Genomic DNA, 22,394 nt, shown 5'->3' on the forward strand with positions numbered 1-22,394 from the left:
CCTTCTCCACCACCTCGGTCTCCCGGACCCGAGCCTCTTTCACCACCGGATTCATCGTCCCTGCCTGGGTCGCCCTGCACACTAAACTGCTGGGTACGAACTGTCTCACTCACGTTGGCAGAGAGGGCAGCGTGACGCGTGGCTCATAGAGAGGATTGAGGATGGCGGATTCCCTATTGTGTGCAACGGGGACGAGAGTTACCCCGTGACAGTGATGGGAAGGGGAAGATCGGGACTCTTCAGCCCAGGCGCTCAGGCCCAGTTTGAAGTGCATGCAAAGCTGCCACTGGACGAGCCCGTGATCGCGGCAGCGGCGGCTCTCCTTGAGGGCGTGGCAGAGGGGGCGCGCTCGTTCTGGGGCCATGCGTCGCCGAACAGTTATGGTTCAGAAGTCGCGCAGCAGTTTCGTCGCTCGCCTCATGGGCCGGAGCGCTCACCCCGTGGGCTTCCCATGCTCAACCTTCCAGAGAAAATCCCCGCGCCTGAGACTCCCTATTTCCTTGGGTGGCTGAACTACTGGTCTACCGCTGCCGCACGAGCCATCGGGTTCCCGGATCCTGCTCGCGACGCCGAACTGCTCACGCGGGCGTGCCGCACGCCGTCGGGCGGGTGGGTCGTGCAGCTCACGGATTCACCGCTCGATTACGACAACCCTGCCCATCTGGACACGCTCAAGCGGGCCTACGAGCGCTTTCCGAAGATCGGTGGTCGCTCAGGACAGTGACCGATCACCTCGGGGCGCGCTGCGACTGTAGGAACGGGATCCACTGCCCTCTCTGCTAGCGTGAGTGAGACTGCTCGTACCCAGCAGTTGCGTGTGCCGGGCGAGGCGCGAGTGGCTGCTTCACCACCTCGCGCCTCCTTCCTGGTGTTTCCACCGGTCGAAGAATCCACGCCGCCGGAGCTGCCGCTTGCGCATTGCCTCGAAGCGCGTCGCGAAGTCCTGGAGTTCGTCCCCGCGCGTCGCGAGCTCCTTCAGTTCGACGGCGAGCGTCACGGCCTCGTCGTAGGCGCTCGCCGCAACGCGCTTCTCGAGCTTCACCCACGCGGCGTCGACATCACGCCCGAGTTCGTCGAGCCTGCGCTGAAGTCTCTTTCTGGCTGCGTCCCGAGCCTTCTTCGCCCGAGCGGCCTCCGCCTTCTCTCTCATTCCTTGCTGCGTCTCGGCGAGGGCTTTCAACTCACGAACCGAGCGGCGCGCGGATGCTCCACCCGGGGCCTTCTCTGCACGGAACGTCCGCAGCAACTCGCCGCCGAGCGCCAGGTCGGGGTCGTCGACCGCGCGCAGCAGCCACTGGTCCTTCCGTGCGGGTGGAAGGCGCGTGACCCAGCGTCGGAAGGCGTCGTCGCCTGGATTGGGCTCCGCGCTGTCGCGTGCCGCCGCCGCGAGGAGATCGACGTCGATGCGAAGGAACTCCACCATGGCCTGCTGAGCCGCCGTGAGCGTGGCAAGCCCCGCGGGCACCGGCGGCTCCGGGGCATCGTCGCGGACCTCGCCCGCCTGGACCGCCAGGAGCCAGGCGAGATAGGCGGAACGCAGGTCGCCGCGCAACAGCTCCGCGCGGAGGGGCGTCAGCGCCGCGAGTAGACCGTGGCCTTCCTCATCATCCTCGGGCTCTTCGTTCTCGCTGGTGAGGTCCAGCACGACATGCTCGCTGGTCGGCGTGAGACGTGCCGCGTACCGGCCGATGAAGTACCCCTTCAACACCTTCACGTCGACGCGCGCTTTGGGCAAACGCAGCATCAGCCGGTGCGTGCCCCAGTTCGCGAAGTAGAGATGGGCGTCGAAGTAGCGCGCGAGGAGCTTCGCTGGGTCGGCCTTGAGGTCGCCCCACTGGTACTCATTCCAGAAGCGGGTCGGTGAAATCTCGGCGCGCGTGGAGATGCCGCGCAGTTCGGCCATCTGCTTCGGCGTGAGTGGCTGGTCGAGCGCGATGAACTCGTAGCACTGGTACTCGCTCATGTGTCGTCCTCCCCGGTCTCCGTCACGGAACCCGGGGCCCTTCGCGCCTGCGCCAGCGATGCGCGAAGCGCCTTCTCGAAGGCAGGGAACCGGGCCGTCCGCGCACGAAGCGCTCCGGCCCACGGCGAGGCACTGGAGGCCCTGCCAGTCCCGTCCTCGAGTTCGACGCAGCAGGCGACGAGCGCGGCGGCATGCCCGTAGTGGCGGCGCCGCTTCTGGCCGAGCACCCCATCGGTTCGCTTCGTTGCCGCGGCCTTCATCGCCGTGAGCGCCACCGCGCGCTCCTGGACCGTGAGGTGCCTGACGACCTCTGCCCGCTGAAGCGCATCGATGACCGACGGGGTCGAAAGCCGCGGTCCTGCGTCCTGCTCCGTGCCGACCTCATCGAGCAGGGCAAACCCGGCGTCGTCCTCCAGGTCCAACGGTTGCTGGAGCACCTGCGCGAGTTCCGCACGGACCGAGCCCCTCGGCGCGCCCCCGAGCATCCACGCGAACACCGGGAACAGGAGGTGGCCTGGATGGTCTCCGCTCGACCAGCCGAGGCCGGGCGCCCGCGCAAGCTGCTGGGCCGCGGAGTCGATGTCTCCAACGAGTACGTGCAGGAACCCGACGAGTCGGGGGGCCTTCGTCGGGCTTGCCTTCAGTGCGGAGGCCGCACGCTTGCGAATCGTCACGGAGGTCGGTTCTCCGGCGAGCAGCCACCGCAGCAGCCGCGCCACGGATGGCGCGCCGAGCCACGCCGCCTCGAGTTTCTTGTTCGCGTCCTTCCGTCCGAGCAGCTGGGCGGCGAGCGCAGCCCCGTCGAGGAAGTTCCCACGCCAGACCCTGGACGTCACAAGTGCCGCACTGGCCTCGTAGGCCCGGAGCAGCTTTGAGACATCTCCAGCCGCCTTGACCGCGTCGCACCAGGCCTGTGCGGCCTGGGGGTGTTTCGTCGTGCGCGCGACGCGCTCAAGACCCGCGATGCCGTCCCGGCGTCCGATGGCGGCTCGGAGCCAACGCTCCTTCTCGGACTCCCAAAGCGACGCCGGCTTCGCGTCCCGCTCGAGGCGGGAAATCCACGCTGACAGGAACGCATCCCTGTCAGGGAGTGTCCCGCCAAGAGCCGCCTGGAGCTCCTCGACAGGATCGCTGAAGTACGCAAGCCCGGGCACTTCGTCGATTGCAGCCGCGATGGCGTCCGCTCGCGCTGCGACCGGCGTCGTCATGTACACGGCGGCGAGATACCGGATCGTGCAGTCCTGGAGATCCACGGACAGGACCTCTTCGACCAGCTCATCCTGCCCCAGGTCGATGTCCGCGTTGGCGACGGGGAGCAGCAGTGCCCGGAAGATGGCGCACGCGGTGGCGTGGTCGCCAGCGCGTGACGCCCTGATTCCCTGTTGCAGAGCGTCGTCGACCTCGGACGGGTCCGCGCACCCGACTCGCTGAGCCGCGGCGGCGAAGCGCTCCACGTCGACGACTCGCGCGCTCGGTGGGCCTGCGGATCCCTCCCCCGCGCCCGCGGCGGCAACGCGCCGAAGCAGGGCCTCCTCGAGCTTGCCTCTCGGCCCCTCACCCTGCCATTCAAGGGCCTCCGCGATGACCGCGCGCAGCGCTTCGGCTGGGAGCGTGCTGAGCGCATCGTGGAGGCTCTTGCCGCGGCCAGCACGGACCGCGTGCCCGCGATATCGGTCGGACCTTCGCATGCGGCCACACTGCCCCAGCCCGCCGGAACCCGACAAGACAGCCACCCCCGGGGCTTCGTCCTGCTTCCCGTTCTGGGGGGCCCATGCGATGAAAACCAGTCAATGCCGCTCCTGTCCCCACCAGAAGCCGAGTCCTCGTGAAGTGGAGGGCGGCAGCGGATTTTTCTGCATGATTCTTCCGGTCGCGGGCTCTCCAGGGTCCAGGGCACCTGTTCAGCCCCTTCCCGTGGGCTCACCGGAGCGAATGTCGTGAATGCATTGCCGCGCTGTCTGCTGGTCTGCCTGTTCCTGTCCGTCCCCACCCTGGCGGGAGCCACCGCTCCGAAGCCCGCGGTCAAATCCGCGGTGGGAGAACCCCGGGCCGAGCACTACTCGCGCCGGTGTCAGTCCCAGTCCGCCCAACGCATCGCGCGGCCGCAGGGGACGATGCTGTGGGGCACCCGGCGCAGCTGGGACTCCGAGAAGCCGACCGACGAGCGCAACAGCGTCCTCGTCTCGGTGGACCTCTCTCCGCTGCGACAGGCGGATGTCGGGGTGAAGGCCCTGCGCTTCGAAGGCGGGCACCTCGTGGCCTCTCCGCCACCGGACGCCGGAGCGGTCAGCAGCGGCGTCGTCGGCACCGTGCTCCAGGGCACCTCCAGCGACGGCAAGCCCGTGGAGGTGGCCATCTGCGGCGCGGAGCCCTCGGCCGAGGATGCGAGCATGGTCTTCTATCGCATCGAGGCCTGGAACGCGGTGGCGCACGAGTGGGAGAACCCCTGCGTCGCGGTGGACCGCGTGCCCGACCCTCGCGCCCTCGCGGTGAGCGGTGTCTGGGATTCCAGCGGGGCCCACGTCGCTGCCCCCGGCAAGCTCACCTTCGCCTGTGAGAACGGCGCCATCACCAAGTGCATCCAATGGGGCTACAAGCCCTGGACCTCCCGGGATGGACGGCCGCTCGCGGACCTCCATCAGGCCTGCACCCGGCTGGCTCGCGCGGACTACTGCGGCAACGGCCGCAATCACACACACCAGGACACCACCATCGACATCTATGATCGCTTCGGCATGCTCGAGCGGGCCACCGAGACGTCAGCCGAGTGGGACCTGGCGAAGGCTTCATTCGAAGCGGCGTGGGCGCCGGATGGGGCCACGTGCCTTGCCCGCACGCGGGACGGCCGCGCGATGGAGACCATCCTCAAGGAGTGCCCCCAGCGCTTCCAGACGGGCGCCGTCGTCGCGCTGGGAGAAGGGGAGCGCTGCACGGTGCGCCGCGCGGACGTGGAGCCGGGAAGCGCGCTGCTGCGCAACCTGTCCTATGGCGCGCCGAAGGGAGCCGCCTCATCCGCCAGCGCGCCGTAGGACGCCTCGCGGGGTCAGCCGTCCGTGGGCGGCGGCCTGGCCTGCTCCTCCAGGAGCTGGCTGAGCGTCAGGTCGAGCTGGCTGTCGACGAAGGCGAGGAAGCTCTTGAAGCCCTCCGTGGTGAGCCCCAGCCGCTCCTGCAGGCGGCGCCGGGTCTCCTCGTAGACCTGCTGCTGGGCCCGCTTCAACCAGCGGGAGATGGTGGATTGATTGACGCGAAAGAGCGGCGCCATCTCGTAGGTGGAGAGCCGATCCGCGAAGTGGAGGCGGAGCAGGTGGCGATCCTCGGCCGAAAGCGTGGCGGTCGCTTCACGCACCGCCTGACGGAAGTCGGCATGGTGGCGCCGCTTCATCATGTCCAGCTCCGGGTCCAGGCCCTGTCCCGGCAGCGCCTGGATGAGCTCGTCCGCGCTGTCCTCCGGGCCGAGCTTCTCCGAGGCGCGCAGCTTGTTCGCGGTGCGCCCGGCGATGACGAGCACCCAGTTCATCAGCGCGCCGCGCCCCGTGTAGTCCGCGATCCGCGGAGCGTGCTCGGGCGTGGCGACCAGGAGCTTCACGCGCACCTTCTGGCGGACGTCGTCGATGACCGTGTCGGCCTGCTTGAGGCCCCGGAGCTTCTCCGGCAGCCGGGCCAGGTAGGCCCGCTCGAAGGCCTCGTGCGCGGACGCCATGCCCTGGAGACACGCACACGCCAGGTACAGCTCCACCAGGGACAGGCGGGTGAGGAGCGGCGCGAGGGCCTCGGAGGGACCCGGCGGGGGCAGCCGCTCGGCGACGTGCCGCACGAACAGCGCGGCGGGGAGCGCGACGGTGGGCCACCGTGCGCGCGACTCCTCCCAGGCATGGACCAGGAGGGACTCCAGGGCCATGGCCTCCTCCTCCGGGAGGGGTACGGAGCGCACCTTCGTGTGCGCGAGGAACGTCGCGACCAGCTCGGGCACCTGTTGCATACCCTGGCCCATAGCATGCGCCATTCCCAGTCCCCAACGCATGCCATTGAAGGATGTACGCCGCATGGCTAGCGTGCGGGCTTCCGACTCCGTGAATCCGCTCCCTTCCTCCTGCCTGACGGACGACGTCCTCGTCGAGTTCCTCGAGGACCGGTTGCCGGACGCGGCGCTGAGCCAGGTCCACCGGCACGCCGCCGGGTGCGACGCCTGTCGGAGCCTCGTGGCCCTGCTCACGCCCGGCATCCAGCGCTCGGCGGAGGAGGTCGCGGAGACCCCGGCGCTGGAGGACACCGCTTTGGGGCCGGGACCCTCGTGGATACCGCCGGAGACCTTTGACGCGTTCCGCATCGAGCGGCTGATTGGCCGTGGCGGCATGGGCATGGTCTTCCTCGCGCACGACACCTCGCTGGATCGGCGCGTGGCGGTGAAGTTCATGGCCTCCGCGCAGCCCGACGCCCTCGTCCGGGAGCTCTTCACCACCGAGGCCCGGGCGCTCGCGCGCCTGCAGCACGCCAACATCGTCAACGTGTTCAGCGTGGGCGCGGTGGACGGCCATCCGTACATCGTCTCCGAGTACGTCGTCGGCGAGAGCCTCGCGGAGCTGCCCCTGCCGGTGCCGTGGCGCCGGGTCCTGTCCCTGGGCGTGGGGCTGGCCCGGGGGCTCGCGGCGGCGCACCGCCAGGGCGTGCTCCACCGCGACCTCAAGCCCTCCAATGCGCTCGTCACCCGGGAAGGGGAGGTGAAGCTGCTCGACTTCGGGCTGGCCGAGCGCTTCGACGTGGGCGCGGAGCGGGCCTCCGGCTCGCGGCTCCTCGTCGGCACGCCGCCCTATCTGGCGCCCGAGCTGCTCGCCGGGGGCCGCGCGACGGTGCGAAGCGACCTGTATGCGCTGGGCCTCATCCTCCACGAGCTGTGCACGGGGCAGGTGCCACGGTCGCGGGAGGCCTTGCCCCGGGCCGCGCTCGGCGCGGAGGTGGACCCGGACTTCGCCGCCATCATCACGCGCTGCCTCGCGGTGGATCCGCAGGAGCGCTTCGTCTCCGCGGAGGCGCTGTGCGAGGCATTGGAGCGGCTGGAGCGCTCCTTCGCGCCCGCGCCGCTGGTGGCCGGCAATCCCTATCGTGGACTCGCGCCCTTCGCGGCCGAACACCGTGCGCTCTTCTTCGGGCGCGAGGCCGACATCCGCGCCGTGCTGGAGCGCCTGCGCACGCGCCCGCTGGTCCTCGTCGCCGGGGACTCCGGGGCCGGCAAGTCGTCGCTGTGCCGCGCCGGGGTGCTGCCCCGGGTGGCCTCGGGGGCGCTGGACGAAGGCCGTGAGCAGCTCATCGTCACGCTGTGGCCGGGGAGCCGCCCCGTCGACGCGCTGGCCGCCGCGCTCGCGCCGCTGCTCGGGCGCAAGGAAGCGGAGCTCGTCGAAGCGCTGGTGGCCACGCCGGCCTGGCTGGGACAGGCGCTGCGCGAGACGTACTCCCGCGGGCGCGGCCTGTTCCTGTTCATTGACCAGTTGGAGGAGCTGCTCACCCTCGCCGAGCCGGTCCAGGCGGCGCACTTCGCCCGGCTCCTGGGGGAGCTGGCCCTGCCGTCCTCGGGGGTGCACGTGCTGATGGCGGTGCGCGGGGACTACCTCACGCGCCTGTGCGCGCTCCCGGGCCTGGGGGACGAGGCCGAGCGGGCGCTCTACATCCTCCGCCCGCTGTCACCCGAGAGCGTCCGCGAGGCCATCGTCGGTCCCGCGCGCTCCCAGGGTGTGGCCTTCGAGTCCGACGCGCTGGTGCAGGCACTCGTGGCCTCCACGGCGCACGGCGTGGGCAGTCTTCCGCTGCTCCAGTTCGCGCTCGCGGAGCTGTGGGAGCGGAGAGATCCCGCACGGGGCCGCATCACGCGGGAGGCGCTGGATGCGATGGGCGGCGTGGCCGGAGCGCTGTCCCGGCATGCCGACGGGGTGCTCGCGCGGCTGAGCCCCGAGGAGCACGCGGCGGCGCGGCGGCTCCTGCTCCAGCTCGTGACGGGGGAGGGGACGCGCATCGAGCGGGGCGTGGAGGAACTCGCGGAGGCTTCGGACACCGCGGCGCGCACCGCCCTTCGCGCGCTCGTCGACGGCCGCCTCCTGCACATGCGCACCGAGGGGGGACCGCCGCGCTGCGGGATCGCCCATGAGTCGCTCATCCGGAGCTGGGGCACGCTGCGCGACTGGCTGGATGACGACATCGGACACCGGGTGCTGCGCAAGCGCGTGGAGGCGGCCGGCGCGGAGTGGGAGCGGCTGCGGCGTGCCAGCGACGCCCTCTGGGGGCAGCGGCAGCTGGAGGAAGCGCGGCTGCTGGAGCCTTCCACCCTGGGGTCGCGGGAGCACGCCTTCCTGCGTGCGTCCCACCGGGCCGTGGCCCGCGCGCGCTGGGGCAAGGGGCTCGCGTTGCTGGTCCTCGCGCTCGCGGTCCTCGCCTCCTATGGCGGGCTTCGTCTGCAGGAGCACCTCGAGGATTCGCGCTTCATCGCCGCCGAAGTCGGCACGGCGCGGGAGGCGCTCATCGCGGGCCGCGCCCTCGCCGAGCAGGCCCGCGTGGGCCGCGAGGAGGCGATGACGCTGTTCGATGGTCGGACGACGGCCTCCATGAAGCTCGAAGCCCCGCCGGGACCCGCGAACCTTCGTCAGCTCGCCGAGCGCAGATGGACCGAGGCGCTGGCCCTGCGGGGCCAGGCGGATGCGGCCTACACCCGCGCCAACCGGAGCCTGGAGCGGGGCCTGGATCGCGACCGGCACCACGGGGACCTGCGCCGGCTCGTCACGGAGGTCCTTCATGAACGCGTCCTCCTCGCCGAGCACTTCCTCCTGCGCGATGAGCGTGACGAGTGGATGCGGCGACTGACGGAGGAGGTGGAGACCGCGAAGGTGGGCGGCGAGCGGCTGCGCGGCCTGCGGGCACCGGCGCAGCTCGAGGTCGTGACCACGCCTCCTGGCGCCCAGGTCGAAATCGAGCGCTACACCCAGAAGGAGGGAACGTTCCGCCGGGAGCCCGTTGCCGGGATCGGGCCGTTGGGCCCGACGCCCCTGGCGGGCCTCTTCCTTCCCGAGGGCTCCTACGTGCTCCACGTCACGCAGCCAGGGCGTGTGCCGGTGGACCTGCCGCTGCTCCTCACGCACGGCGCCCGCGAAACCATCCGCCTCGTGCTTCCCACCGAGGTCCCCGAGGGTCATGTCTACATCCCGCCCGGGTGCTTCCTCCTGGGCCGCTCCGAGCCGGAGATGGTGCGCAAGTTCTCCTACAGTGCGCCCCTCCATCGGTACTGTCTCTCCGACGGGTATGTGATCGGGCGCAACGAGGTGACGTTCGGTGACTGGCTGACCTACCTGGACGACCTGCCTCCCGACGCACCCGCGAGGCGGATCCTCGAAGAGCCGCGCTTCGGCCCCGGTGGGGCGGTCACGCTGCGGCAGCACCCCAAGGGGGAATGGCGCTTCACGTTCTATCACTCACCCGAGTTCTTCCAGACGGCGAGGGAGGGTGAGCCCCTCGTCTACGCAGGGCGGCCCCGGCGAAACACCGTCGACTGGAAGCGCCTTCCCCTGTCCGGCGTGTCCGCTCAGGACCTGGACGGTTACTTCTACTGGCTTCACCAGACGAAGCGGCTGCCGGGCGCCCGCCTGTGCGGACAGCACGAATGGGAGCGCGCGGCCCGAGGCGCGGATGGCCGCCGCTATCCTCATGGCGACGAGCTCCAGCCCGACGACGCGAACATCGACGCGACCTACGACCGGCTGCCCCTGGCCTTCGGGCCCGACCCGGTGGGCTCCCATCCCGTCTCCGTGAGCCCCTTCGGCCTGGAAGACATGGTGGGCAATGCCTATGAGATCACGCGCTCCGTGACGCCGGAGTTCGGCCGGGTCGTGAGCCGGGGCGGCTCCTGGTATTACGACTTCTTCGCTGCGGCCAGCGCGGACCTGTCCCCCGGGGACCCGACGGCGCGCGACGTCCGGATCGGCGCGCGCGTCTGTGCTTCGTTCGAACCCCGGTAGTGGGCCTCACGACAGGCTTCAGCTCATCGGTTCCCGACGACGTTGAGCACCCGGCCGTCATCCGCAAGCTCACCACGCGTATGCCATTGGGCGGTGGGCCTCTTGAGCCTCGAAGCCGATGGGTTACACTCCGCGCGCGCTGCGTCATGGGGCCGCCGCGCTGGGACAGGTGATTCGTGGCTGAAGAGATTGTGTACCGTCACACCGTCGAAGGTCTCTTCCGCTCCATCGGCAGCCGCCTCACCCCGGACCTGAAGCTCCGCCTGCGCGAGGTCGGCATGGACCTGGACGCGGAGGTGCCCCCGAACACGTCCCGGCAGGTCTTCGCCGAAGCGCTCCGCATCACCGTGCAGCACCTCCACCCGGAGGCCCCGGCGGAGGAGGGCTACCGGCGGCTGGGCGTCGGCATCATCCAGGGGCTGGCCCAGACGCAGCTGGGCAAGGCGCTCATGTCGATGTGGCCCATCTTCGGGCCCGAGCGGGTCGTCGTCCGCATCCAGGAGAGCTTCGAGACGGTGAACAACTACCAGAAGAGCGAGCTCATCTCCCGGGGCCCCGCGGACCACCTCATCCGGGTGAGCGAGTGCAACGGCAACCCGGGCTACCTGCGGGGCATCATCGAAGCGAGCCTGGCCCGGGCGGGCGCCCGGAACCTGCGCGTCGAACCGGCCGACTTCGACGGCCAGGGCTGCTCCTACCGCGTCCGCTGGGACCCCTGAGACGGCTGCGTCGCGCGCGGACGCGGATGCCTTCCACAAAGACGCGCCGCCCCCGTCCTTTCGGGGGCCCGGCCCTCCAGGCGGTGCCATCCCCAGACGAGATACGGGAATTCAGGGAAGTGGCTCGCCTCGTGCAGTCCAGGGCTGCGATGCACCCCTTTTCCAAGGACTGCTCTTCCATGAAGCGTTCTCGCCAATCCCTGCTGCTGTCCGGCGCCGTGGGGCTCACGGGCTGCCTGGCGCTGTCCCTCTCCGCGTGCAAGGTGCCGGAGGCCAACGCGGCCGAGTCCACGGCTCCGAAGAAGCCCGCCGCCGGGAAGGTCGTCCCTGCTTCGTCCAAGACCCCCGACGCCCGGCCCGGCACCGACGTCAAGACGCCGTTCGCCGCGGTGCGCCGCGCCTTCGAGCTCAACTCCGTCAACGCGAACCCCTTCGCGGACAACAACGGGCAGATCCCCGCCCAATCCCAGTACTCGGGGCCGCTGTTCAACCTGAGCCATGACTACCCCACGAGTCCCGTCGCCCCGCCCGCCAATCCCCCGTGGATCGCGGCGCTGAAGGGCCGGCCCATCGGGAAGGACAACGCGATCGCGTACGTCAACGCGCTCAAGGACTACATCGCGTCGGACATGAAGACGCTGCTCTACAACTATCCCCAGTGGGATGCGGCGCAGGCGGGTTGGTACAACGAGCCGTGGCTCGCCTCCATCCGCGAGAGCATCCACGGCACCTACGTGGGCTCCGAGTTCCCCGCCAACACCTTCGCCGCGTCCGGCCTGAAGGTGGACATGACCACGTACGTCCTCACCTACTACGACGACGTCGCGGCCTACGCGCTGGGGCAGGTGTGGGGCAAGACGGCGATGAACCCCACGCTCACCAACACGTCCGGACAGTTCCCGGAGGGCTCCATCGTCGTCAAGGCGGCGCTCACCAGCGCCCTGGCCCAGGACTGGCCGGTGATGGAGGGGGCCACCACCTGGCCGCTCTACGTCGTGCCGCCCAATGGCCCGCCGACGGCGCCGCCGCAGGTGATGAACGCGTCGGTGATGCAGTTCGACATCATCGTCAAGGACACCAAGACGGCGCCCAAGACGGGCTGGGTGTTCTCCACGCTCGTCTACGACAAGCGCGTGCCGGGCGACGCGTGGGCCAAGATGATCCCGCTGGGCGCCATGTGGGGGGATGATCCGAACGTCAACTCCACGCAGAACCCCAGCGCGCCGCTCATGGAGACGGTCATCAACCCGGTGGCGCCCGCGTACTCCAAGGCGACGCTCGGGTGGGGCGGCCGGCTCTCCGGCCCGAACGACGGCGCCGTGGTGGCGCCGGCCTACTACAACGGCCAGCAGGTCGCGTCCGTCCCGGCCTCGTCCTGCATGAGCTGCCACAGCGTGGCCGAGTGGCCGATGAAGAGCTTCCTGCTCCCCAGCCCCACGCTCCCGCCGCAGACGGTGGGCGACGCACTGGTGATTGAAGTCCCGGGCTCGCCGGGTTGGATGAAGTGGTTCCAGAACCAGCCAGGCAACGTGCCGCTGGACCCGGGCACCACGCCGCTCGACTTCGACATGGTCTTCGCCTTCAAGTCGCTGCCGGCCTGGCAGCAGGCCACCCAGGGCAAGAGCGGAATGCAGGCCTTCGAGGCCGCGGACGCGCTCCACGGCGCGCCGCCCGTCAACCCGCGCGACCTCAAGTACAACGGCCGGTAACACGGCCTCTCCGAACCTCCCCGGCCGCCATCCGAGCGGCCGGGGTTCTTCGTGTCTGTTCTATGCTCCAGGGGCACGCCGTCGCATCACGGCCCGAGACACCCGGAGCAGCCCTTGACGCGTTTCCAGACCCGCGGTCGCATGTTGTGTTTCACGGGAGCCCTGTTGCTCTCGCTCGCCTGTGGTCCCCAGCCCCAGGGAGAGGGGGGAGAGCTCGTCCCGGCGGAGGAGCTGGGTGAGTCCACCGCGGCCCTCACCGCTCCGACGCTGCTCGAAGCCGTTCCAGGCAACGGACAGGTGACGCTCCAGTGGAGCGCGGGGCCCGCGGGCACCCAGGGCTACCAGGTGCGCTTCCGCGTGGCCGACGGCAGCTGGGTGTACCGGAGCGCGGGGACGGCCACGACCTACCCCGTGACGGGGCTGACCAACGGCACCCGCTACGAGTTCCACGTGCGCATCAAGGGCTCCACGGCCGAGACGACCTCCACGTACTCGAATGGCCTGTACGCGACGCCGACGGCGGACGAGTGCTCGGGCAACGCGGTCCGCCACATCACCGTCACCGGCGCGGGGACGAAGGATGGCCTGACGGCGCAGAGCGCCGGGACGCTGGCGAACCTGAACGCGTTCATCCAGGCGGTGGGCCCGGGGGGCCAGGTGTGCATCCACGGCGGCATCTACGGCACGGGGACTTCCGTGTCCCAGGGCGGCGCGCTGGGGGCTCCCGTCACCATCAAGGGCGTGGCGGGCCGGCCCGTCTTCCAGTCCACCTTCGAGGCGTCCACGCGCGCGAAGACGGGGCCGGTGGCCTTCCAGGTGCGCGCGAGCAACCTCGTGTTCCAGAACCTGGAGTTCCGCCACGTGGGCACGTGCTTCGCGTTCAAGTCGGCTTCGCCCGTGTCGCACGTGACGCTGCGCCAGTTCCGCGCGGAGAACGTGGCCACCTGCGTGGACGTGGAGCGCTCCACCACCGCGGCCTTCACGGACCTGACCATCCGCGATGCGATGATTTTGCAGTTCACGCGCGGCGGCATCTTCCTCGCCTCCCACACGAACAACTCGCTCGTCGAAGACGTCTACATCGACATGCAGCCGGAGCTGATCGGCGGGCAGGGGAGTGACTACCCCGTGGGCATCGCCCTCTACGACACCACGAACAACGTCACGCTGCGCCGGGCCACCGTGATGAACGTCATCGGCATGCAGACGGGCTACACGCAGGGGGATGGAATCGACGGGGAGAGCTCCGCGAGCGACGTCCTCCTGGAGGACAGCTACTTCCGGGGCTCGGAGGACGGCTGCGTCGACACCAAGGTGCGCAACATGCTCATCCGCAACACCGTCGCCGCCGAGTGCAAGCGCAACTTCCGCCTCTGGCAGTCCGTCACGCCGGGGCCCCGCGTCGAGAACGTCACGAGCTACCAGCCGCGCGACGGCCACTTCTTCATGCGCTCGGGCGCCACGACGGCGAAGAACATCGGAGTGTACTCCAGCAACGCCGCGAAGCTGGTCGCCTATGACTGCGACACGGCGTGCACCTTCAACGTGGAGGGCATCCGCGGGACGCTGCTGGATGGCAGCAGGCTCAACGCGACCGGCACCGTGACGGGCAACACCCTCGTGTACGGCCAGGCGGTGACCATTCCCGCCGTGCCCAACCCCACGACGTTCACGCCGTAGCGAAGGCAAGCAGACAGCAAGAGGCCCCCGGGTGTTTCCACCCGGGGGCCTCTTTCGCGTCCCGGCTCATGCCAGGTCGAACAGCAGCGCCTCCACCGGCTCGGTGGCGACGAGCACGAGGCTCGACTCGTCCGACACGGCGACGCCGTCACCGGCCTTGAGCGCCACGCCGTTGAGCGTGCCGGCGCCGCGCGCCAGCTGGACCCAGGCGTGACGGCCCTTGGGCAGCGTGTACTCGGCCTTCTCGCCCGGGCTCAGCAGCGTGCTGGACAGCAGCACGTCCTGGTGCACGGTGAGGCTGCCGTCGCGGGCGTCGGGGCTTGCGACCACGCGCCAGCGTCCCTGCCGCTCCTGCTCCGGAAAGAGCTTCTGCTCATACTCGGGCTTCAGCCCCTTCTTGTCGGGGATGATCCAGATCTGCAGGAAGTGCACGTCCTCGTTGGAGCCGTTCATCTCGCTGTGCATCACGCCGGTGCCGGCCGTCATGCGCTGCACCTCTCCGGCGCGCAGCAGGCCGTTGCCTCCGGTGCTGTCCCGGTGCGCGATGGCGCCGCTGAGCGGGTAGGTGATGATCTCCATGTCCCGGTGCGGGTGCGTGTCGAAGCCCTCGCCGGACGTGACGCGGTCCTCGTTGATGACGCGCAGGGCGCGGAAGCCCATGTGGTCCGGGTCGAAGTAGCTCGCGAAGGAGAAGGTGTGGTGGGAGTCGAGCCAGCCGTGGTTGGCATGTCCGCGGGCTTCAGAGGGTCGAACGTTCATCATGATGGGGTGCTTCCTTTCTCCCAACACAATGCGAGTCCGAAGCCCCCTTGGCCAGACACGGAAGTCGGGACGCATTGTTCCACCCATGGGACGCAACGCGACGCCAGCCTCAGCGCTTCGCGCGCTTGAGCGGCTCCTGGCGCACGGGCCAGTGCTCGCGCAGGTGCTCCACGAAGGCCATCACCTTGGGCACGTGGTGCCGGGTGGGCGGGTAGACGGCGTGCACGGGCGCCCCCGCGGAACTCCAGTCCGGCAGCACGCGCTGCAGGCGCCCGCTGTCCAGGTCCTCCACGCAGTGCAGGCCGGGCAGCAATGCGACCCCTGAGCCCGCCACCGTCACCGCGTGCAGCATGTCCGGCTCGTTCACCACCAGCCGGCCAGACACCGTCACCTCCACGGACCGCCCCCCGGCGTGCAGCGTCCAGACGTTGCCCTCCAGCGCGGTGCCGAAGAGCAGGCAGTCGTGCTTCGCCAGGTCGGCGGGCGTGCGGGGCGCGCCCTTGGCTTCGAGGTAGTCCGGCGAGGCCACCACGACGCGCTCGATGTCCCCCAGCCTGCGCGCCATCAGCGACGAGTCCGGCAGCTTCCCCGCGCGCACGGCCAGGTCCATGCCTTCCTCCACCAGGTCCACCGCGCGGTCCGTGCACAGCAGCTCCACCTGGACGTCCGGATACCGCTCCAGGAACCCGGCCACCAGCGGCGCGAGGAAGGGGACGGACAGCGGCGTCGTCACGCGCAGCAGCCCGTGCGGACCGGCCTGCATGCGCGTCACTTCCTGCTCCGCGGCCTCCGCCTCCTGGACGATGCGCTCACAGTGCGCGTAGTACGCCCGCCCGACCTCCGTCAGGTGCAGCTTGCGCGTCGTGCGCTGCAAGAGCTGCGCGCCCACGCGCTCCTCCAGTTCGGACACCTTGCGGCTCACCGTGGACTTGGGCATCCGCAGCGCGCGCGCCGCCGCCGTGAAGCTGCCGGCCTGCACCACGCGGGCGAAGACGAGGAGTTCGTTGAGGTCCATGGCCGTCCCGGAGCGCAAGGACTGTCCCAGGAGTGGAACAGTTCATCCTGTTCGTCCCATCTAATCCGGACGCCCCCGCACCGCTACCTTGCTCTTCGTCGGAACACAGCAACGCCCACCACTCACGACAGGGAAGACGACCATGGCCACGAACCTCTGGAACATCGACACGACCCACACGGGCATCCACTTCAACGTCCGCCACATGGTCATCGCGAAGGTGCGCGGCAGCTTCCAGCAGTTCAGCGGGACGCTGACCCTGGACGATGAGAACCTCGCCGCGTCCGCGGTCTCCGTCCGCATCGACACGGCGAGCATCAACACGGGCGTCTCCCAGCGCGACAACCACCTGCGCTCGCCGGACTTCTTCGACGTGGAGAAGTTCCCCGCCATCACCTTCGAGAGCACGAAGGTGGAGAAGGGCTCCGGCACGGGCCTGCGCGTGACGGGCAAGCTGACCATCCGCGACATCACCCGCGAGGTGGTGCTGGAGGCGGAGGCGCTGGGCGTCGGCAAGGACCCCTGGGGCAACCTGAAGGCCGCGTTCGAGGCGAAGACCTCCGTGGACCGCCGCGACTTCGGGCTCACGTGGAACCAGGCGCTGGAGGCGGGCGGCGTGCTCGTGGGGGAGAAGATTGAAATCACCCTCGAGGTGCAGGCGGCCCGGGCCCCGGCAGGAGAGCAGGCGGCTTGAGCCTGGCCACGCTCCACCCGCTGCAAATGAAGAAGGACCTCCACTCGCCGTGGAGGTCCTTCCGGGACTGCGGCTGCGACTGCTTGGAGGGTTACAGCTCGGAGGCGGCGGTCAGCGTGAAGGCCACGGACGCTTCCGCGCCGGAGCCCACGGTGGCCGTCGTCGGGTGGCCGGGCTCGCTCGTGAAGCTCACGCCCGCGGGGCCGACCAGGTCCACCGAGTAGGTGCCGGGCAGCAGGTACTTGAAGTCCGCCACGTAGACGCCGTTGGCGCCGGCGGTGAAGGCCATCGGCTCGCGGCCGCCGTCGGCGTTGACGAGGACGGCGGTGAAGTGGCTCAGCTGCACCTGCGCATCACCGATGACGGGCAACTGCACGCCCGCGCCCAGCCGGAGCGTCACTTCCACGTTGCCGGAGAACTCCAGGTCCGCGCCCTTGATGACCGGGCCCATCACCCAACGGCCGGAGCCACCCGCGGCGCGGCCGAAGCTCTGGGACACGTCGAAGTCCACCAGGATGACCTTCTGGCCCCCGTCGCTGGTGACGGAGACGTCCGCGTCCTTGTCGAACTTCACCTTGAGGCCGGAGCTGGCGGCGCTCGGCATGTGCAACTCGCCGTCCACCTGGGTGCCCGGGGGCAGGCCCTCGTAGTTGGCGGAGGTGGAGTAGATGCGGCTGCCGCCGTCCTCCTTCACCTGCACGTAGCCGCCGGTGATGACGAAGCGCAGCTCGCGGTAGTTGCCGGTCGGAACCTCGACGTCCTTCACCAGGTCCGCCGCGTCGTTGGCCAGCGTGAGCAGGTCGGTGGTGATGGGCTCGCTGCGCAGGACGACCTCGCCCTTGCCCTCGGCGCCCTCCTCACCGTCGACGCTGCCCTTCAGGTAGACCTTCGAGATGGTGACGACGGCCTTCTCGAACGTGTCGCCAGGAGCGTCGGTCAGCTTCACCGTCACGCGGCCGGTGGAGTCATTGCCACAGGCGGCGAGGCACAGCAGCCCCGTGGCCAGCAGGAGGGAAGAGGACAAGCGACGAAGGGAGGTCATGGAATGGGCTCGGGGGATGCGCCGGGGCCTGGTCAGGCGCCCGGCTGGTATTGAACAGACAGAAGACCCGCCGGGGTCTGTACCGGCCACGGCGGGATGAAAGGGATTGCTTCAGCCGATGACCGGCCAGCAACCGCCTTCCTGGCACGTGAGGCCATTGCAGCAGGGAGCCCCCTCTTCGGCGTCGCACGCGGCGCCCTCGGGGAAGCACGCGGGGCCGGCATCCACCGCGCCGCCCGTGCCAGCATCCACCGTGCCGGCATCCACCGTGCCGGCGTCCCCACTGCCCACTCCGCCGTCGGTGGGCGTCTCGCCTTCGCAGGCGCCCACGGTGTCGCCATGGCGCAGGTGTGCCTGCACCGCGGGCAGGCCCACCACGAGGGTGTGCGCGTTGGCGGGGTTGCCGGGCGGGATGTGGCAGATGGTGGCGCGCAGCGCGCCGCCCGGGCCTTCGCCTTCGTCCGTGGCGGGGGCTTCCGCCTCCGCGCTGCCCAGGTTGTCGCCGTCCGTGCCGAGCAGCGTGTCGGACTCGCTGGAGCTACCGCAGCCAACGAACAACAGTGCGCACAACGCCATCTTCAGCGCGGACGAAGAAGCCGACAGGTTTCGCATGGGAATCCTCCAGGTGAGTGGAACCGCCTTCACCTCCCCGGTCCGAGCGGAGGCGCCCCCTGGAGAAAGACCTGGTTGGGGAGCGAACGGCCACGGCCCTGAAGCGACTTTCCGGGCTGACACGCTCAGCTCACGGCGGGACGCACCGGGCGTCCACGTACGTGGCACCCTACTGGCGGTAGGCCTGACAGGTGGTGGTGTGTGCGGGATCCGGAAGGCAGCGCTCCTGCTGACACGTGAAGCCCATGTCGCACGGGGGCCTGCCACTGCCGCACTTCGCCACGCACGCCATCTCGTCGCCGGGCACGTCCTCGCAACGCGTGTCCTCGGCGCACTGCCAGTTGCCGTTGCAGGAGGCGCACTGCGGGCCCGGCCCTTCGCAGCGGAAGCCGCGGCAGACGAGCGGCGAGCCGCACGCGCTGTCATCCAGGCACTCCACGCACTTGCCGTTCGGCGCGCACACGCTGTCGTTCGCGCAGCCCGTCTGCGCGCAGCCCTTGCCCGCGTAGGCCTCGTCCGGCAGCAGCTCCACCTTCAGCAGCTTCTGCTGGCCTCCGCCCACGCAGTCCAGGAGGGAGCGCTTGGGAAAGTCCGGCGCGGAGATGCTCAGCGTGTAGCAGCCGTCCGGCAGGGGGCCCACGCGCCGGTTGCCGTCGTCGTCGAGCGGCAGGTCCGCGAGGGGCGTGTCGTCCACGGACGCCTGCCCCTGCTTGATCTTCAGGTTGCCCCGGGCGCGCACCTTCACGGAGAGGGTGCTGGCGGGGCCGGGCTCCACGTCCGCCACCTCCACGGACTGACCGCCCTGCACCGTGAGCGGCACGCGCGCGGCCTTGTCCGCCGCGGCCACGATGAACAGCTCCGCGGGGCCGGCGGGCACGTCGTGCAGCGTGAAGCGCCCGTCCGCGTCCACGGTGGCGCGCACGTCGGGCGCGCCCATCACGGACACCACGGCCACGGCGGGGTCGAACTGCGTCAGCCGCCCGTGCACGGTGCCCGCCTGGAACGGCGCGTTGTCCAGGCTGCCGCAGGCGGCGAGCCCCAGCGCGAGCAGCGTCAGAGGGAGGCGCGAAATGGAATGGCGCATCAGAAGCGGTACCCCACGCCGGCGTGGCCGCCGAGGAAACCCACCGCCTGTCCCCGGGAGTCCACCACCACGTACGTCAGCAGGAGCTGCGACTGGGCCGTCAGCTCCAACCGCTCGCCCAGGCGCACCGCCAGCCCGGCCACCACGCCGGGACTCACGGTGAAGTAACGCTGGCCTCCGGAGAAGGCCTCCACGTCAAAAGACCTGCGCAGGTACAGCGCGGCCACACGCGGCCCGGCGAAAAGCGTCAGCCGCTCCCAACGCCACAGGTACGGCGCCGCCACACCCAGCGTGAGCGCCGTGTAGCCGAAGGGCACCTCGCTGCCGGGGGCCACCTGGAGCGTGCGGTTGCCCCGGCCGAAGCCCACGTCCACCATCAGGCCCAGGTTTTCGAGCGGGACGTCCTCCAGCCGGAGCACCACCCCCACCTGGGGCGCCGCGGGCAGCACGTCGCGCCGGCTCTGGGCGTCCGCGAAGGACACCATGCCGCCCACGAGCGACAGCGAGCGCCGGGGAATGGCCTCCGACAGCAGCTGCTCCAGCGGCAGGCGCTGGCCCTGCATCACGTTGACGTCACGCCGCACGAGGACGGTGTCGCCCTTGGTGAGCTCCACGGTGCGCCTGCCCGGGCCCACCGCGGTGCCGCCCGGCAATTCCAGGCGCGGCTCGCCGTCCACCTTGAGCGTGAAGCCGTCCAGGCGCGGGTTGTAGGAGAACATCTCCGGCTGGCCCGCCCGGTCGATGCGGCCCGCGAGGATGACCGGATCCGCGCCCACCTCCAGGATCTCCGCCGACGGCCGCTGCCGGCCCTCGGTGAAGGCGAAGGTGCGGCGGCGCGAGAAGTCATGCGCCTCCGTGGCCGTCACCGCGCCGTCGCCGTTGCGGTCCGCGGCGCCGCCCAGCCCCTCCACGAGGAAGTGCGTGTAGATGTCGTTGCGAAGGCTGTCGTCCTCGCGCGCCGTCTCGCCCCAGTCGCTCGCGGCGAACACCATGGAGGCCCGGGAGGACTCCTCCAGCGGGCGCGCGTAGAAGCCGGACTTGATGCCGGCCAGCTCCGCCTCCAGCTCGCGGGGCAGCAGCGACTTGCCGCTGCCGCTGTGGCACGTGGCCAGCACCAGCAGCCGCCGCCGGCTGGGCAGCTGTTCGAACTCCAGCTTCAGCGCGTCCATGGAGAGCGCCGTCTGGGGGATGTCGCGGTAGGACGCGTCCCGGGTGACCAGGTAGCGCGTCAGTTCGCCCCGGACATCGCGCGCGAGCGTGCCGTGCGCGGACAGGTACACCACCACCACGTCGTCGGGCCGGGTGGCCTCGCGCCGCAGCTGCCGCAGGGCCGCGAGGATGGCCTCCTTCGTCGTCTCCTCCGGGCGCGTGAGCACGCGCACCTGGTCGAAGTGGCCGCGCGTGGGGTCCTTCAGCACGGCCCCCAGGTCGATGGCGTCCTTGGCGGAGAAGCGCAGGTCGCGCCACCGGGGGTCGTCAAACGCGGACACGCCCACGAGCAGCGCGAGCCGCCGGGGCGTGTAGGCGCGCGACAGGTCGGATTCCGCGAGCCGGAGCGGCACGAGGCCGCCCTTGTCACCGGACGTGGCGGATGGGCCCGCGCAGGCGGTGAGGGCAGCGAGCAGGAGGAAGAGGAGTCGCGTCACGGTTGGCGCGAAGTCTGACCTGTCTGGACGCGCACGTCGAACCGGGACACCGTCCCCGGGCGCGAGTCCGAAGCTTCATCCGTCCCCAGGGCCGCGAGCGCGTCCGCCTCCGTGGCCGGCTCCCAGGCCGCGAAGGCGACCAGCACCAGGGCGAGCGGGCCCTCGTCCGTCTCCAGGCTCACGCCCGCCAGGCCCTCCGGCCCCGCCAGGTCGTGCGTCCCGGCCTCCAGGGGGAAGTGCCCCAGGAGCTCCGGCGGCTGGTTCTCCCGCTGCTGGTAGAGCAGCGCGGTGCCGGACTCGGTGGCGTGGTAGCGCACGAGCAGCACCTCGTCCTTGGAGACCGTGGCGCCCGGGTCCAGCCGGCGCAGCCCGCCGTCCACGCCCCGGGCCACGACGGCCAGCTCCAGCGAGATGCGGCCTGAACCCTTCAGGTTCTCCGGGGACAGGTCCCGGGTGGCGCCCGGGCCCTTCACGAGGGGGACCATCACCACCATCACCACGGAGGCCGCGAGCGCTCCCGCCATCCAGCCCCAGTACCGGGCCGGGGGCGCGGCGAAGCGCCGGGGCGGGGCAGGACGGCGCAGGGGGATGACAGGGGCGGTGTCCTCTTCGGCCGCCGCGTCCGCGGGAGCGAGCTGGAGCAGGAGGGCATCCACCCGCCCGTCGAGCGGATCCGTGTGCGTGGCGAGGAAGGTCTCACAGGCCTCGCAGGGCGAGGCCAGGTGCTCACGGAACCAGGCGACGGCTTCGGGCTCGCGGTCCGCGAGGTCGCGCATCACGGCGGTATCCAGGTGTCTCATAAGTCATTCCCACCGTCCGGCGAGCACCCGTTGGAGGAGCTCCCGCTTGATGCGCCCACGAAACCGGTCCAACCGCATGGTGACCGTGCTCTTGCCCACGCCGAGCTGCTCGGCGATCTCCCGCGCCGTGAGCTGCCCCTCGATGTAGAAAAGCTGCACGGTCTTCTTCTCCTCGCCTTCGGGCAGCTCGGCGATGAGTTGCCGCACCACCGCGATGTCGCGCTCCACCTGGAGCGCGGACGGCAGCGCCGGGACCGTCTCCGGCTCCGGATCCGCCAGGTCCTCTTCCATCCGCTGCAGGGCGTTGCGGCGCTCCAGCCGCGTACGAGCACGGTTGCGCGCAATGGTCAGCAGCCACGGGGTGAAGGCGCTGGCCTCCTTCAGCCGGGGAAGCCCCCGAAAGGCCCGGACGTAGGACTCCTGCAGCACGTCCTCCACCTCATCGGCATCCAATGTGCCGAAACCCGCGACCAGCCGCGCCACCATGGGCCGCGTGCTCCGGTACAGCTCGCTGAAGGCGGACGACTCCCCCTGCGTCGCACGCCGTACCTGGTCCGTGACTGCGTTTGTTTCACCCACCTGCCTGGAAGACCTCCCCCTGAGCGAATCGGCCACAGGTCTGGATTCTTCCTCGCACGGCGGACCGGGTGGGAGGATTCACCACCCGGGCGGCG

The 22,394-nt window shown here is 70.3% G+C and carries 18 protein-coding genes; 7 read left to right on the forward strand and 11 right to left on the reverse strand.

Going from position 1 to position 22,394, the window contains the following annotated elements:
* The first annotated feature begins 100 nt into the window (after window positions 1-100).
* Window positions 101-724 (forward strand): DUF5953 family protein, encoded by a 624-nt coding sequence (locus D7X12_RS06885; protein WP_439329354.1) that lies wholly within the window; start codon window positions 101-103, stop codon window positions 722-724.
* A gap of 120 nt (window positions 725-844) precedes the next feature.
* On the opposite strand, the gene D7X12_RS06890 is transcribed toward D7X12_RS06885, so the two are convergent.
* Both D7X12_RS06890 and D7X12_RS06895 read right to left on the reverse strand, forming a co-directional pair.
* A complete protein-coding gene (locus D7X12_RS06890) occupies window positions 845-1,963 on the reverse strand; it encodes a hypothetical protein (protein WP_120624460.1) in 1,119 nt (372 codons plus the stop codon).
* Window positions 1,960-3,651 (reverse strand): hypothetical protein, encoded by a 1,692-nt coding sequence (locus D7X12_RS06895; protein ID WP_147443550.1) that lies wholly within the window; start codon window positions 3,649-3,651, stop codon window positions 1,960-1,962. Before D7X12_RS06895 ends, D7X12_RS06890 begins: the two co-directional genes overlap by 4 nt.
* A 249-nt stretch (window positions 3,652-3,900) precedes the next feature.
* On the opposite strand from D7X12_RS06895, the gene D7X12_RS06900 reads away from it, so the two are divergent.
* A complete protein-coding gene (locus tag D7X12_RS06900) occupies window positions 3,901-4,992 on the forward strand; it encodes an ADYC domain-containing protein (protein ID WP_120624462.1) in 1,092 nt (363 codons plus the stop codon).
* A 14-nt stretch (window positions 4,993-5,006) separates the two neighbouring features.
* Here D7X12_RS06900 and D7X12_RS06905 read toward each other — a convergent pair whose 3' ends face one another.
* Complete coding sequence (locus D7X12_RS06905) at window positions 5,007-5,942, reverse strand: RNA polymerase subunit sigma-70 (protein WP_120624463.1); 936 nt, start codon at window positions 5,940-5,942, stop codon at window positions 5,007-5,009.
* 64 nt (window positions 5,943-6,006) lie between these two features.
* Between D7X12_RS06905 and D7X12_RS06910 the strand changes: the two genes are divergently transcribed.
* The 4 genes from D7X12_RS06910 to D7X12_RS06925 all read left to right on the forward strand — a co-directional run bounded on the left by D7X12_RS06910 (window position 6,007) and on the right by D7X12_RS06925 (window position 14,065).
* Window positions 6,007-9,957 carry a bifunctional serine/threonine-protein kinase/formylglycine-generating enzyme family protein gene (locus D7X12_RS06910; RefSeq protein ID WP_120624464.1) on the forward strand — a complete coding sequence of 1,317 codons (3,951 nt, stop codon included), beginning with the start codon at window positions 6,007-6,009 and terminating at the stop codon, window positions 9,955-9,957.
* Between the two features lie 176 nt (window positions 9,958-10,133).
* On the forward strand, window positions 10,134-10,676 hold the full coding sequence (locus D7X12_RS06915; RefSeq protein ID WP_120624465.1) for a DUF2378 family protein: 543 nt from the start codon (window positions 10,134-10,136) through the stop codon (window positions 10,674-10,676).
* Between the two features lie 179 nt (window positions 10,677-10,855).
* Entirely contained in the window at window positions 10,856-12,385 is a 1,530-nt protein-coding gene (locus D7X12_RS06920; protein WP_147443551.1) for a hypothetical protein, read from the forward strand.
* 141 nt (window positions 12,386-12,526) lie between these two features.
* Entirely contained in the window at window positions 12,527-14,065 is a 1,539-nt protein-coding gene (locus D7X12_RS06925) for a fibronectin type III domain-containing protein (protein ID WP_120624467.1), read from the forward strand.
* Window positions 14,066-14,131: 66 nt separating this feature from the next.
* Here D7X12_RS06925 and D7X12_RS06930 read toward each other — a convergent pair whose 3' ends face one another.
* Together D7X12_RS06930 and D7X12_RS06935 are read right to left on the reverse strand one after the other, a co-directional pair.
* A complete protein-coding gene (locus D7X12_RS06930; protein WP_120624468.1) occupies window positions 14,132-14,827 on the reverse strand; it encodes a pirin family protein in 696 nt (231 codons plus the stop codon).
* Window positions 14,828-14,936: 109 nt separating this feature from the next.
* Window positions 14,937-15,842 carry a LysR family transcriptional regulator gene (locus D7X12_RS06935; protein WP_120624494.1) on the reverse strand — a complete coding sequence of 302 codons (906 nt, stop codon included), beginning with the start codon at window positions 15,840-15,842 and terminating at the stop codon, window positions 14,937-14,939.
* Window positions 15,843-15,984: 142 nt separating this feature from the next.
* Between D7X12_RS06935 and D7X12_RS06940 the strand changes: the two genes are divergently transcribed.
* Complete coding sequence (locus D7X12_RS06940; protein WP_120624469.1) at window positions 15,985-16,536, forward strand: YceI family protein; 552 nt, start codon at window positions 15,985-15,987, stop codon at window positions 16,534-16,536.
* Window positions 16,537-16,627: 91 nt separating this feature from the next.
* Here D7X12_RS06940 and D7X12_RS06945 read toward each other — a convergent pair whose 3' ends face one another.
* The 6 genes from D7X12_RS06945 to D7X12_RS06970 all read right to left on the reverse strand — a co-directional run bounded on the left by D7X12_RS06945 (window position 16,628) and on the right by D7X12_RS06970 (window position 22,299).
* A complete protein-coding gene (locus D7X12_RS06945; RefSeq protein WP_244224400.1) occupies window positions 16,628-17,560 on the reverse strand; it encodes a DUF4382 domain-containing protein in 933 nt (310 codons plus the stop codon).
* 129 nt (window positions 17,561-17,689) lie between these two features.
* Window positions 17,690-18,190: a hypothetical protein gene (locus D7X12_RS06950; RefSeq protein ID WP_120624471.1), complete on the reverse strand. Its 501-nt coding sequence runs from the start codon at window positions 18,188-18,190 to the stop codon at window positions 17,690-17,692.
* A gap of 169 nt (window positions 18,191-18,359) precedes the next feature.
* A complete protein-coding gene (locus tag D7X12_RS06955; protein ID WP_120624472.1) occupies window positions 18,360-19,274 on the reverse strand; it encodes a carboxypeptidase-like regulatory domain-containing protein in 915 nt (304 codons plus the stop codon).
* Complete coding sequence (locus D7X12_RS44945) at window positions 19,274-20,920, reverse strand: caspase family protein (RefSeq protein ID WP_120624473.1); 1,647 nt, start codon at window positions 20,918-20,920, stop codon at window positions 19,274-19,276. The genes D7X12_RS06955 and D7X12_RS44945 overlap by 1 nt, the downstream gene beginning before the upstream one ends.
* Window positions 20,917-21,720 (reverse strand): hypothetical protein, encoded by an 804-nt coding sequence (locus D7X12_RS06965; RefSeq protein WP_120624474.1) that lies wholly within the window; start codon window positions 21,718-21,720, stop codon window positions 20,917-20,919. The genes D7X12_RS44945 and D7X12_RS06965 overlap by 4 nt, the downstream gene beginning before the upstream one ends.
* Window positions 21,721-21,723: 3 nt before the next feature.
* The gene (locus D7X12_RS06970) at window positions 21,724-22,299 is read right to left on the reverse strand and encodes an RNA polymerase sigma factor (protein ID WP_120624475.1); all 576 of its coding nucleotides are present in this window, start codon (window positions 22,297-22,299) and stop codon (window positions 21,724-21,726) included.
* Window positions 22,300-22,394: the final 95 nt, after the last annotated feature.

It is taken from the genome of Corallococcus sicarius, assembly GCF_003611735.1.
Taxonomy (GTDB): Bacteria; Myxococcota; Myxococcia; order Myxococcales; family Myxococcaceae; genus Corallococcus; species Corallococcus sicarius.

Excerpts from the sequence above, each read along its gene's own strand:
- D7X12_RS06965 (WP_120624474.1), bottom strand. The coding sequence starts at position 21,720 with ATGAGACACCTGGATACCGCCGTGATGCGCGACCTCGCGGACCGCGAG.
- D7X12_RS06895 (WP_147443550.1), bottom strand. The coding sequence starts at position 3,651 with ATGCGAAGGTCCGACCGATATCGCGGGCACGCGGTCCGTGCTGGCCGC.
- D7X12_RS06905 (WP_120624463.1), bottom strand. The coding sequence starts at position 5,942 with ATGCAACAGGTGCCCGAGCTGGTCGCGACGTTCCTCGCGCACACGAAG.
- D7X12_RS06935 (WP_120624494.1), bottom strand. The coding sequence starts at position 15,842 with ATGGACCTCAACGAACTCCTCGTCTTCGCCCGCGTGGTGCAGGCCGGC.
- D7X12_RS06930 (WP_120624468.1), bottom strand. The coding sequence starts at position 14,827 with ATGATGAACGTTCGACCCTCTGAAGCCCGCGGACATGCCAACCACGGC.
- D7X12_RS06910 (WP_120624464.1), top strand. The coding sequence starts at position 6,007 with ATGGCTAGCGTGCGGGCTTCCGACTCCGTGAATCCGCTCCCTTCCTCC.
- D7X12_RS06890 (WP_120624460.1), bottom strand. The coding sequence starts at position 1,963 with ATGAGCGAGTACCAGTGCTACGAGTTCATCGCGCTCGACCAGCCACTC.
- D7X12_RS06940 (WP_120624469.1), top strand. The coding sequence starts at position 15,985 with ATGGCCACGAACCTCTGGAACATCGACACGACCCACACGGGCATCCAC.
- D7X12_RS06950 (WP_120624471.1), bottom strand. The coding sequence starts at position 18,190 with ATGCGAAACCTGTCGGCTTCTTCGTCCGCGCTGAAGATGGCGTTGTGC.
- D7X12_RS06955 (WP_120624472.1), bottom strand. The coding sequence starts at position 19,274 with ATGCGCCATTCCATTTCGCGCCTCCCTCTGACGCTGCTCGCGCTGGGG.
- D7X12_RS06925 (WP_120624467.1), top strand. The coding sequence starts at position 12,527 with ATGTTGTGTTTCACGGGAGCCCTGTTGCTCTCGCTCGCCTGTGGTCCC.
- D7X12_RS06920 (WP_147443551.1), top strand. The coding sequence starts at position 10,856 with ATGAAGCGTTCTCGCCAATCCCTGCTGCTGTCCGGCGCCGTGGGGCTC.